The sequence below is a fragment of the Streptomyces sp. NPDC059897 genome (assembly GCF_042730865.1).
Classification (GTDB): Bacteria; Actinomycetota; Actinomycetes; order Streptomycetales; family Streptomycetaceae; genus Streptomyces.
Map to the genome: position 1 here is coordinate 1 of NZ_JBHWKQ010000003.1, position 11,570 is coordinate 11,570.

Below are 11,570 nucleotides of genomic sequence, written 5' to 3' on the forward strand. Positions count from 1 at the left end.
CAGCTTCTGTTGTTTATAATCGCCTGGGGGGTGTTTTGTTTGTGGGGCCCCGGTGGGTTAATGGCGCGATCGCGGGCGGGGGTTTTTATTACACCCCCCGCCGGCGATTGAGGCGCGGGGTCCGGGGCGGAGCCCCGAGACGTTGACGCCGGTTCGGCAATGACAACCCCGCCGGCGATTGAGGCGCGGGGTCCGGGGCGGAGCCCCGAGGCCGTGACGCCGGTACAGCAGACGGTCAGAGCTGGCCGATGACGTAGTCGATGCAGGCCGTCAGGGCCTGGACGTCCGCCGGGTCGATCGCCGGGAACATCGCGACGCGCAACTGGTTGCGGCCGAGCTTCCGGTACGGCTCCGTGTCGACGATCCCGTTCGCGCGCAGCGCCTTGGCGACGGCGGCGGCGTCCACACTGTCGTCGAAGTCGATCGTGCCGATGACCTGCGACCGCTTCGCCGCGTCCGTGACGAACGGCGTCGCGTGCTTCGACTCCTCGGCCCACGAGTACAGCCGCGAGGACGAGTCCTTCGTGCGGGCCGTGGACCAGGCGAGACCGCCCTGGCCGTTGATCCAGTCCAGCTGCTCGGCGAGCAGGAAGAGCGTGGAGAGGGCCGGGGTGTTGTACGTCTGGTTCTTGCGGGAGTTGTCGATCGCCGTCGGCAGGGAGAAGAACTCCGGGACGTGACGGCCGGACGCGTGGATCCGCTCGGCGCGCTCGATCGCGGCCGGGGAGAAGACGCCGATCCACAGGCCGCCGTCGGACGCGAAGGACTTCTGCGGGGCGAAGTAGTAGACGTCCGTCTCGGCGATGTCGACGGGAAGGCCGCCGGCGCCGGAGGTGGCGTCCACGAGGACGAGAGCGCCCTCGTCCGCACCGGCCACGCGCTTGATCGGCGCGGCGACACCGGTGGAGGTCTCGTTGTGGGTCAGGCCGTAGACGTCGACACCGGCCTCGGCGACCGGCTCCGGGTGCGTACCCGGGTCGGAGGAGATGACGGTCGGCTCGGCGAGCCAGGGGGCGAGCTTGGAGGCCTTGGCGAACTTGGAGGAGAACTCGCCGAAGTTCAGGTGCTGCGACTTGTTCTCGATCAGGCCGTGCGTCGCCACGTCCCAGAACGCGGTGGAGCCGCCGTTGCCCAGGACGACCTCGTAGCCCTCGGGGAGGGAGAAGAGGTCCTTGACGCCGTCGCGTACGCGACCGACGAGGTTCTTCACGGGCGCCTGGCGGTGCGAGGTGCCCATGAGGGAGGTACCGGTGGCGGCCAGGGCGTCCAACGCCTCCGTACGCACCTTGGAGGGGCCAGCGCCGAAACGTCCGTCGGCGGGCTTGATGTCAGCGGGAATCTGGATCTCAGCCACGAAATGGAGGGTAGCCGGTGGGGTTTCGCCGACCGCAAGGTGTTCGGTGGGTGAGATGCCCGGTCTCGCCCCTCGTGCCGGCAGGCGGACGCTAAGGCCCCGCGATCTCGTGGGCCAGCGCGATCAGGGCCGGGACCGAGGGGTGCCCGGGCCCCTGGCGGCGGGCCAGCAGGACGGGGAGGTCGGGGGCGTCCGTGAGCGGCACATAGCCGACGCCGGGGTACGGATGCAGGTCCTCGGTCGCCGTCGAGGTCACGCCCACCGCCCGGTCCGCGGCGATCGCGGCGAGCCAGTCGTCGGTGTTGGCGACGGTCAGGCTCGCGGTGGGCCGGACGTCGGGCGGCCACAGGTCGAGGGTGGTCGTCCCGGAGACGGTGTTCAGGGCGATCACCTGGTCGCTGAGATCGGCGAGCGTCAGACGCGGCCGGCGGGCGAGCGGACTGTCCGAGGGCACCGCCGCGACCCGGGCCTCCTCGTGCAGCAGCTCGGTGATCAGGCCGGGCGTCTCCACCGTGCCGCGCAGCACGGCGAGGTCGACGGCGCCGCGGGCGAGACCCGCCGTGCGGTCGTCGATGCGCAGCAGTTCCAGCGGCACGTCCGGGTGGGCCTGCCGCCAGCGGCGCAGCAGCGGGGTGGTGAACGCGCCCGCGGCCGACCAGGCGTGGCCGAGACGCAGCGGCCGGTGTGGGGTCCGGGCCGCGGCGAGCGCGTCCTCGAACGCGGCGACGGCGACGGCCGCCTTCTCCCGGAACGAGTGCCCCTCGGGCGTGAGGTCGAGGTGATGGGTGGAGCGGTCGACGAGCCGCACGCCGAGCGCGTCCTCCAGGGCCGCGAGGGTGCGCGAGACGACGGGCTGGGTGAGTCGCAGCCGTGCGGCGGCGCGGGTGACGCTGCGCTCCTCGGCGACGGCGAGGAAGCAGCGCAGGTGGCGCAGCTCCGGTTCCCTGGTCATGTCCGTGGAGCATAACGGCGGCGCATTGAGCATTTCACGGGGCATGCCGGGCGGAACTAGCGTGAAGCGGTACCGCGGACATCCTGTTCGGCACCTCGGACACCCTGTTCAGTAGGGTGGCCTGTAGCGTCTAATACATTGCACTACTCCGTACGGTGCCGACGGCACCCGGGAAGACTTCACGAAAGGGGTGGACCGTGAGCGGCCCGCAGACCGAACCCGTGGCCGCGGCGCAGGACGCCGCCCCGGCCGTGACCGCGAGCGCCGGCGCGGGGGCGAAGCGCCGCCGCGGCTCGCTGGGCCCGGTCGGCCTCGTCCTCGCGGGCTGCGTCTCGGTGCAGTTCGGCGCGGCGCTCGCGGTGAGCCTGATGCCGCGCGCCGGGGCGATCGGCGTCGTCACCCTCCGCCTCGTCGTGGCGGCCGTGGTCATGCTCGTCGTCTGCCGTCCGAAGCTGCGCGGGCACTCGCGCGCCGACTGGGGCACGGTCCTCGCCTTCGGCATCGCCATGGGCGGCATGAACCTGCTCTTCTACCAGGCGGCGGCCCGCATCCCGCTCGGCATCGCGGTCACCTTCGAGGTGCTCGGCCCGCTCGCCCTCTCCGTCTTCGCCTCCCGCCGCCTCGTCAACGTCCTGTGGGCGGGGCTCGCGCTGTGCGGGGTGTTCCTGCTCGGCGGGGCGGGGGACGGGCTCGGCGGACTCGACCCGGCCGGTGTGGGCTTCGCGGTCGCGGCCGGCGCCTGCTGGGCGACGTACATCGTCTTCAGCGCCCGCACGGGCCGCCGCTTCCCGCAGGCCGACGGGCTCGCGCTCGCGATGGCGGTCGCGGCCGTCCTCTGCCTGCCGCTCGGCATCGCGACGGCGGGCACGAAGCTGATCGACCCGGTGACCGTCGGCCTCGGCGCGGCCGTCGCGATCATGTCCTCGGTCCTCCCGTACACCCTCGAACTCGTCGCCCTGCGCGACCTGCCCGCCTCCACGTTCGCGGTGATGATGAGCCTCGAACCGGCGGTCGCCGCGCTCTCCGGCTTCCTCGTCCTCAGCCAGGACCTGGCCTGGTCGGAGGTTCTGGCCATCACGCTGGTGATCGCGGCGAGCATGGGCGCGGTGCGCACGCAGGTGGGGCGGAAGAAGGACCCCGCGCTCGCCCTGCACGAGTAGCGGGCGGTCGCGTCCCCCGGCCGGCGGGGCCGCGGTCACTGCTTGCCGGTGCCGACCGGGTCCACGTAGACCTTCTGGTCCGCGCCGTCGGAGACCGGGAGGTTGATGCCGACCTTCAGCGTCGCGGAGTGGGTCTCGTTCGGCGGCGTGACGTCGAGCGAGGTGACGTCCACGCCGGAGCCGCCGGTGGTGTTCGGCGGGAAGTGGAGGGTGAAGCGGGTCGTCTCGCCGCCACCCAGGACGACGCTCGGGGAAGCGAGTTCGCTGCGCTTGGCGCTCAGCGGCCCGGAGGCCTCGTCGGTGCGGAGGTCGACGCCCGGGAAGCCCTTGAGCGAGCAGGCGTCGCCGGTGTTGCGCATGCTGACTATGAGCGTGCCCTCGCCCATGCCGTGCGAGGAGTCGAATGCCAGGTTCGCCGTCTTGCACGGGCCGGTGTTGATCTGGCCGTGGCCGCTGCCTTCGGCGGCATCCGCCTTCTCGCCGGTGTCCGAGGCGTTCTTGCCGGAGACTTCGCCGGAGGACGCGGCGGTGTCGGACGAGTCGTCGCCGGTGCCGGCCGCGGAGTCCCCGTTGCCCTGGCAGGCCGTGAGCGAGAGGCCCGCGGCGAGGGCGACGGCGGCGAGGGTGAGCTTGCGAGCGCGCATGGTGTTCGTCCTTAACTCGTAGGTCGGTGACCCGTCGGTCCGTTCGAGTCACTGATCACGAGGACACGGCCCGACCGAAGATCGTTCCGGCCGACTCCCGCCTTGTACATGCCTGTTACACACGACCGCTCGCCCGTCACCGCCGGGACAGTCCCGTGACATGACGGCCGCGACATGACAGCCGTGACTTGGCGGCCGATTTCCATGCAAGCACGCTTGCTTGTTTCTTGGCCCCCTGCCATGCTCCAGACACGCCGCACACCGCCGTGCCCGGAGGGGAGCGCACCGTGTCCGAACCGTCCGCCGTGTTCGAGGACTTGCGGGACGAGAGCGAGGAACTCGACCGGATCGTACGGGAGTTGAGCCCCGAGCAGTGGGCCGCGCCGACTCCCGCGCCCCGCTGGACCGTCGCCCACCAGATCGCCCATCTCGCCTGGACCGACCGCGCCGCCCTGCTCGCCATGAGTGACGCCGACGCCTTCGCGGGCGAGGTGGAGAAGGCGGTCGCCGCACCCGAGTCCTTCGTCGATGACGGGGCCGACGAGGGTGCCCGCCTGGACCCGGCCGTGCTGCTCGCCGGCTGGCGGGAGGGGCGCGAGCGGCTCCAGAAGGTGCTGCGTGCCGCCGCGGCCGACAAGACCCGGTTCCCCTGGTACGGGCCGCCGATGTCCGCCGCCTCCATGGCGACGGGCCGGCTGATGGAGACGTGGGCGCACGGCCAGGACGTGGCGGACGCCCTCGGTGTCGTACGGACGCCCAGCGACCGGCTCCGGCACGTCGCCCGGATCGGCGTACGTGCCCGGAAGTTCGCCTTCGACGTGCACGGGGTCACGGCCCCCGACGGCGATTTCCGCGTCGAACTCACGGCTCCCAGCGGTGAGTTGTGGACGTACGGGCCCGAGGACGCCGCCCAGCGGGTCACCGGCACCGCGCTCGACTTCTGCCTCCTCGTCACACAGCGCGCGCACCGCGCCGACCTCGACGTACGCGCCGAGGGCCCCGACGCGGACCGCTGGCTCGACATCGCGCAGGCCTTCGCCGGGCCGCCGGGGAAGGGGCGCACGCCGAAGGAGGCCCGATGAGCAGGCCGCCGCTGCGGATCGGCAACGCCTCCGGGTTCTACGGCGACCGGTTCGACGCCATGAAGGAGATGCTGACCGGCGGCGAACTCGACGTCCTCACCGGCGACTACCTCGCCGAACTGACCATGCTGATCCTCGGCCGCGACCGCATGAAGCACGCGGACCGCGGCTACGCCCGCACGTTCCTGCGCCAGTTGGAGGACTGCCTCGGCCTCGCGGTCGAACGAGGCGTACGCATCGTGTCCAATGCCGGAGGACTCAATCCGGCGGGACTGGCGTCGGAAATCCGGGAGTTGGCTGCCCGCCTCGGTGTCGGCGCGCGGGTCGCACACGTCGAGGGCGACGACCTGCTCGGCACCGGACGCTTTCCCGGGGCCCTCACCGCCAACGCCTACCTCGGCGGCGCGGGCATCGCCGCCTGTCTCGACGCGGGCGCCGACATCGTGGTCACGGGCCGCGTCACCGACGCCGCACTGGTGACCGGGCCCGCGGCCTGGCACTTCGGGTGGGCCGAGGACGATCACGACCGGCTCGCGGGGGCCGTCGTCGCCGGACACGTCCTCGAATGCGGGACGCAGGCGACCGGCGGGAACTACTCCCGGTTCGCCGGCCGGGCGGCACAGCTGGTCCGCCCCGGCTTCCCCCTCGCCGAGCTCCACGAGGACGGCTCCGCCGTCATCACCAAGCACCCCGGCACCGGCGGCTTCGTCGAACCCGGCACCGTCACCGAACAGCTCCTGTACGAGACCGGGGGCGCCCGGTACGCGGGCCCCGACGTCACGGCCCGCCTCGACACCGTCCGCCTGGAACCGGAAGGTCCCGACCGCGTGCGCATCCACGGCGTACGCGGCGAGGCGCCGCCGCCCACCCTCAAGGTCGGGCTCAACCGGCTCGGCGGCTTCCGCAACGAGGTCGTCTTCGTCCTCACCGGCCTGGACATCGAGGCCAAGGCGGACCTGGTGCGGCGCCAGATGGACGACGCGCTGCGGACCGCCAAGCCGGCGCCGGCGCACGTCCGTTGGGAACTGTCCCGCACCGACCGGCCCGACGCCGACACCGAGGAGACTGCGAGCGCGCTCCTGCGCCTCGTCGTGCGCGACCAGAACGAGGACGCCGTCGGACGGGCGCTGAGCGGCGCCGCGGTCGAGCTGGCCCTCGCCTCCTACCCCGGCTTCCACGTCACGGCCCCGCCCGGCAAGGGCTCCCCGTACGGGGTGTTCGAGGCGGCGTACGTGGAGCGGTCGGAGGTGCCGCACGTGGCGGTGCTGCCGGACGGGGAGCGGCGGGCGATCCCCGCGCCGTCGGGCCCCGCGCGCGCCCTGGCGCCGGTGGCCGAACCGCCTCTCCCGCCACCCCTGCCACCGGGCCCGACGCGCCGCGCGCCCCTCGGCCTCATCGCGGGCGCCCGCAGCGGCGACAAGGGCGGCGACGCGAATGTGGGCGTGTGGGTGGAGAGCGATGCGGCGTGGCGGTGGCTGGTCCACACGTTGACGGTGGAGCGGTTCAGGGAGCTGCTCCCGGAGGCGACAACGCTGCCCGTAACCCGCCACCCGCTCCCCGCCCTCCGCGCACTCAACTTCACGGTCGAGGGACTCCTGGGCGAAGGCGTCGCCTCCCGGCACCGGTTCGACCCACAGGCCAAGGGCCTCGCCGAATGGCTCCGCTCACGCCACCTCGACATACCGGAGGCACTGCTGTGACCGTCCTGGCCAGCGCCCTGGACACCCGGTCCGACGACTACGCCGGCCGGCGCGCCGCCCACCTCGCCAAGCTCGCCGCCCTCGACGCCGAGCACGCGAAGGCGGTCGCGGGCGGCGGCGAGAAGTACGTCGAACGGCACCGCAAGCGCGGCAAGCTCCTCGCCCGCGAACGCATCGAGCTGCTGCTCGACCCCGACAGCCCGTTCCTCGAACTGTCCCCGCTCGCCGCCTGGGGGAGCGAGTACGCCGTCGGCGGCTCGCTGGTCACCGGCATCGGCGTCGTCGAGGGCGTCGAGTGCCTGATCACCGCCAACGATCCGACCGTGCGCGGCGGCGCCAGCAACCCGTGGTCCCTGAAGAAGGCGCTGCGGGCGAACGAGATAGCCCACGCCAACCGGCTCCCGGCGATCTCGCTCGTCGAGTCCGGCGGCGCCGATCTGCCGTCCCAGAAGGAGATCTTCATCCCCGGCGGCGGGATCTTCCGCGACATCACGCGGCTCTCGGCCGCCGGGATTCCCACCGTCGCCGTCGTCTTCGGCAACTCCACCGCCGGAGGCGCGTACATCCCCGGCATGTCCGACCACGTGATCATGGTGAAGGAGAAGGCGAAGGTCTTCCTCGGCGGTCCGCCGCTGGTCAAGATGGCGACCGGCGAGGAGAGCGACGACGAGTCGCTGGGCGGCGCCGAGATGCACGCCCGGGCCTCCGGGCTCGCCGACTACTTCGCGCTCGACGAGCAGGACGCGATCCGTCAGGCCCGCCGCGTCGTAGCGCGCCTCAACCACCGCAAGGCGTACGCCGATCCACAGCCTGTGGAGCCGCCCAAGTACGACCCGGAGGAGCTCCTCGGTATCGTCCCCGACGACCTGAAGGAGCCCTTCGACCCGCGCGAGGTCATCGCCCGGCTCGTCGACGCCTCGGATTTCGACGAGTTCAAGCCGCTGTACGGGGCCTCGCTCGTCACCGGGTGGGCCGAACTCCACGGCTATCCCGTGGGCATCCTCGCCAACGCCCAGGGCGTGCTCTTCAGCGAGGAGTCACAGAAGGCCGCTCAGTTCATCCAGCTCGCCAACCAGCGCGACATCCCGCTGCTCTTCCTGCACAACACCACAGGCTACATGGTCGGCAAGGAGTACGAGCAGGGCGGCATCATCAAGCACGGCGCGATGATGATCAACGCGGTCTCCAACTCCCGTGTCCCGCACCTCTCCGTCCTGATGGGCGCCTCCTACGGCGCCGGGCACTACGGCATGTGCGGGCGCGCCTACGATCCCCGTTTCTTGTTCGCCTGGCCGAGCGCCAAGTCCGCCGTCATGGGGCCGCAGCAGCTCGCCGGGGTGCTGTCGATCGTCGCCCGGCAGTCCGCCGCCGCGAAGGGACAGCCGTACGACGAGGAGGCCGACGCGGGCCTTCGTGCCATGGTCGAGCAGCAGATCGAGGCCGAGTCCCTGCCGATGTTCCTGTCCGGGCGGCTCTACGACGACGGGGTCATCGACCCCCGCGACACCCGGACCGTCCTCGGGATCTGCCTGTCCGCGATCCACACCGCACCGTACGAGGGCGCCCGCGGCGGCTTCGGCGTCTTCAGGATGTGAGGCCGACCGTGATCACCTCTGTGCTTGTCGCCAACCGCGGCGAGATCGCCTGCCGCGTCTTCCGCACCTGCCGCGACCTCGGCATCCGTACGGTCGCCGTGCACTCGGACCCGGACGCCGACGCGCTGCACGTCCGCGAGGCCGACCTCGCCGTACGCCTCCCGGGCGCCACGCCCGCCGAGACGTATCTGCGCGGCGACCTCGTCGTGAAGGCCGCCCTCGACGCGGGCGCCGACGCCGTGCACCCCGGCTACGGCTTCCTCTCCGAGAACGCGGCGTTCGCGCGCGCCGTCACGGACGCCGGGCTCGTCTGGATCGGGCCGCCGCCCGGGGCGATCGAGGAGATGGCGTCCAAGACGCGCGCCAAGGAGCTGATGGGGATCGCGCCGCTCACGGAGATCAGCGCGACCGACCTGCCCGTGCTCGTGAAGGCCGCCGCGGGCGGCGGCGGGCGCGGCATGCGCGTCGTACGCGAACTCGGTGACCTGGCACAGGAGATCGTGGCCGCCGGCGCCGAGGCGCTCTCCGCCTTCGGCGACGGTGAGGTCTTCGTCGAGCCGTACGTGGAGGGCGGCCGGCACGTCGAGGTGCAGGTGCTCGCCGACGCGCACGGCACCGTGTGGACGCTCGGCACGCGCGACTGCTCGCTCCAGCGGCGCCACCAGAAGGTCATCGAGGAGGCGCCCGCGCCGGATCTGATGCACGGCGTATCAGATCTCATATACGAGATGGCGGAGCGGGCGTGCCGGTCCACCGGGTACGTCGGCGCCGGCACCGTCGAGTTCCTCGTCGCCGCCGACGGGCGGGCGCACTTCCTGGAGATGAACACCCGCCTCCAGGTGGAACACCCCGTCACCGAGGCCGTGTTCGGGATCGACCTCGTCGCCCTCCAGCTCCGGATCGCGGAGGGCGAGGCCCTCGACCCGGAACCCCCGGCCCCGCGCGGCCACGCCGTCGAGGCCCGCCTCTACGCCGAGGACCCGGCCGCCTCCTTCGCCCCGCAGACCGGCACCCTGCACCGCCTCGCCGTCCCCGGCACCCGCCGCGGAGCGGCTGATGGGCACTGTCGGCTCGACACCGGGTACACCGACGGCGACACCATCGGTGTCCACTACGACGCCATGCTCGCCAAGGTCGTCGCCCACGCGTCCACCCGCGCTGCCGCCGTCCGCGCCCTCGCAGGGGCCCTGGAACGCGCCGAGGTGCACGGCCCGGTCACCAACCGGGACCTGCTCGTCCGGTCCCTGCGGCACCCCGAGTTCACCGGCGCCCGCATGGACACCGGGTTCTACGAGCGGCACCTCGCCGACCTGACGGCCCCCGACCCGGACCCGTACGCGCCGCTCGTCGCCGCCCTGGCCGCCGCCCGCCGCCACCGTTTCGGCGGCTTCCGCAACGTGCCCTCGCAGCCCCAGCTCAAGCGCTACCGCACCGAACCGGACGGCACCGAGCACGAGGTCCGCTACCGGCACACCCGCGAAGGCCTCGAAGCCGACGGGGTGCGGGTGGTGCACGCCGCACCCGACCTGGTCGTCCTCGAAGTGGGCGGCGTACAGCGGAAGTACGCGGTCGCCGTCTACGGGGACCGCGTGTACGTGAACGGCGCCGCGCTCACCGCCCTGCCCCGCTTCACCGACCCCAGCGCGCAGCGCGCCCCCGGCTCCCTGCTCGCGCCCATGCCCGGCACCGTCGTCCGCGTCGCCGAAGGACTGACCGAAGGCGCCGCCGTCACCGCAGGACAGCCCCTGATCTGGCTGGAGGCGATGAAGATGGAGCACCGCATCCTCGCCCCCGCCTCCGGAACGCTCACCGCCCTGCACGCCGCCGTCGGCCACCAGGTCGAGGTCGGCGCGCTGCTCGCCGTAGTCCAGGAGGAACAGTCGTGAACGCTCCCGCCGCTCCCGCCGCCCCCGTCCTCGAAACCGAGGAGCACCAGGCCCTGCGCGCCGCCGTCGCCGCCCTCGGCAAGCGGTTCGGCCGCGACTACATGACCCGCGTCACCGCCGCCGAGGGCCACCCCGAGGAGCTGTGGGCGGAGGCCGCCAAGCTCGGCTACCTCGGGGTGAACCTGCCCGAGGAGTACGGGGGAGGGGGCGGCGGCATAGCCGAACTCTCCATCGTGCTGGAGGAGTTGGGGGCCGCCGGTTCGCCGCTGCTGATGATGGTCGTCTCACCCGCGATCTGCGGCACGGTCATCTCCCGCTTCGGCACCGAGGAGCAGAAGCGCGCCTGGCTGCCCGGCCTCGCCGACGGCGGCCGCACCATGGCCTTCGGCATCACCGAACCCGACGCCGGATCCAACTCGCACCGCATCACCACCACCGCCCGCAAGGACGACGACGGCTCCTGGGTGCTGAACGGGCGCAAGGTGTTCGTCTCCGGCGTCGACATCGCGGACGCGACACTGATCGTCGGCCGCACCTCCGACGCCCGCACCGGAAAGCTCAAGCCCTGCCTGTTCATCGTCCCGCGCGACGCCCCCGGTTTCGAGCGGCGCAGGATCGACATGGAACTCCAGGCTCCGGAGAAGCAGTTCGAACTGACCCTTGACGACGTACGACTTCCCGCGGACGCTCTCGTGGGTGACGAGGACGCAGGACTGCTCCAGCTCTTCGCCGGGCTCAACCCGGAACGCGTCATGACCGCCGCCTTCGCCATCGGCATGGGCCGGTACGCGCTGAGGCGCGCAGTCGAGTACGCCAAGGAGCGCACCGTGTGGCAGGCCCCCATCGGCTCCCACCAGGCCGTCGCCCACCCCCTCGCGCAGATCCACATCGAGCTGGAGCTGGCCCGCCTCATGATGCAGAAGGCGGCCCGGCTCTACGACGCGGGCGACGACATGGGCGCAGGTGAGGCCGCCAACATGGCCAAGTACGCCGCCGCCGAGGCCTGTGTGCGCGCCGTCGACCAGGCCGTGCACACGCTCGGCGGCAACGGCCTGACCCGCGAGTTCGGCCTCGCCTCCCTCATCACCGGCTCACGAGTGGCGCGGATCGCCCCGGTCAGCCGCGAAATGATCCTCAACTACGTGTCCCACCAGAGCTTGGGCCTGCCCAAGTCGTACTGACCCCAACTGGCGTGTT

The 11,570-nt window shown here is 72.2% G+C and carries 9 protein-coding genes; 6 read left to right on the forward strand and 3 right to left on the reverse strand.

From position 1 onward, the window contains the following. Nucleotides 1–235: 235 nt before the first annotated feature. Together serC and ACFV9W_RS04440 are read right to left on the reverse strand one after the other, a co-directional pair. On the reverse strand, nucleotides 236–1,354 hold the full coding sequence (gene serC / locus ACFV9W_RS04435; protein WP_385755528.1) for a phosphoserine transaminase: 1,119 nt from the start codon (nucleotides 1,352–1,354) through the stop codon (nucleotides 236–238). A gap of 91 nt (nucleotides 1,355–1,445) precedes the next feature. Next, nucleotides 1,446–2,306 carry a LysR substrate-binding domain-containing protein gene (locus ACFV9W_RS04440; protein WP_385755530.1) on the reverse strand — a complete coding sequence of 287 codons (861 nt, stop codon included), beginning with the start codon at nucleotides 2,304–2,306 and terminating at the stop codon, nucleotides 1,446–1,448. A 197-nt stretch (nucleotides 2,307–2,503) separates the two neighbouring features. Between ACFV9W_RS04440 and ACFV9W_RS04445 the strand changes: the two genes are divergently transcribed. Continuing rightward, nucleotides 2,504–3,466: a DMT family transporter gene (locus ACFV9W_RS04445; protein WP_385755532.1), complete on the forward strand. Its 963-nt coding sequence runs from the start codon at nucleotides 2,504–2,506 to the stop codon at nucleotides 3,464–3,466. A 35-nt stretch (nucleotides 3,467–3,501) separates the two neighbouring features. Here the strand turns inward: ACFV9W_RS04445 and ACFV9W_RS04450 are convergent, their stop codons facing one another. After that, nucleotides 3,502–4,110 (reverse strand): DUF4232 domain-containing protein, encoded by a 609-nt coding sequence (locus ACFV9W_RS04450; RefSeq protein ID WP_385755534.1) that lies wholly within the window; start codon nucleotides 4,108–4,110, stop codon nucleotides 3,502–3,504. A gap of 287 nt (nucleotides 4,111–4,397) precedes the next feature. Between ACFV9W_RS04450 and ACFV9W_RS04455 the strand changes: the two genes are divergently transcribed. Genes ACFV9W_RS04455 through ACFV9W_RS04475 form a run of 5 tightly spaced genes read left to right on the forward strand, consistent with a single transcriptional unit; the run spans nucleotide 4,398 to nucleotide 11,554 of the window. Then, nucleotides 4,398–5,192, forward strand: a complete 795-nt coding sequence (locus ACFV9W_RS04455) for a TIGR03084 family metal-binding protein (protein WP_385755535.1) — start codon at nucleotides 4,398–4,400, stop codon at nucleotides 5,190–5,192. Next, nucleotides 5,189–6,892 (forward strand): acyclic terpene utilization AtuA family protein, encoded by a 1,704-nt coding sequence (locus ACFV9W_RS04460; RefSeq protein ID WP_385755537.1) that lies wholly within the window; start codon nucleotides 5,189–5,191, stop codon nucleotides 6,890–6,892. Before ACFV9W_RS04455 ends, ACFV9W_RS04460 begins: the two co-directional genes overlap by 4 nt. Continuing rightward, on the forward strand, nucleotides 6,889–8,487 hold the full coding sequence (locus ACFV9W_RS04465; protein ID WP_385755539.1) for an acyl-CoA carboxylase subunit beta: 1,599 nt from the start codon (nucleotides 6,889–6,891) through the stop codon (nucleotides 8,485–8,487). The genes ACFV9W_RS04460 and ACFV9W_RS04465 overlap by 4 nt, the downstream gene beginning before the upstream one ends. A gap of 8 nt (nucleotides 8,488–8,495) precedes the next feature. Next, nucleotides 8,496–10,373, forward strand: coding sequence for a biotin carboxylase N-terminal domain-containing protein (locus ACFV9W_RS04470; protein WP_385755541.1), 1,878 nt, complete (start codon nucleotides 8,496–8,498; stop codon nucleotides 10,371–10,373). Further along, nucleotides 10,370–11,554, forward strand: a complete 1,185-nt coding sequence (locus ACFV9W_RS04475; protein ID WP_385755543.1) for an acyl-CoA dehydrogenase family protein — start codon at nucleotides 10,370–10,372, stop codon at nucleotides 11,552–11,554. Before ACFV9W_RS04470 ends, ACFV9W_RS04475 begins: the two co-directional genes overlap by 4 nt. The last annotated feature ends 16 nt before the right edge of the window (nucleotides 11,555–11,570 follow it).

Coding starts and splice junctions, on each gene's coding strand:
- ACFV9W_RS04440 (WP_385755530.1), bottom strand. CDS start 2,306: ATGACCAGGGAACCGGAGCTGCGCCACCTGCGCTGCTTCCTCGCCGTC.
- ACFV9W_RS04450 (WP_385755534.1), bottom strand. CDS start 4,110: ATGCGCGCTCGCAAGCTCACCCTCGCCGCCGTCGCCCTCGCCGCGGGC.
- ACFV9W_RS04460 (WP_385755537.1), top strand. CDS start 5,189: ATGAGCAGGCCGCCGCTGCGGATCGGCAACGCCTCCGGGTTCTACGGC.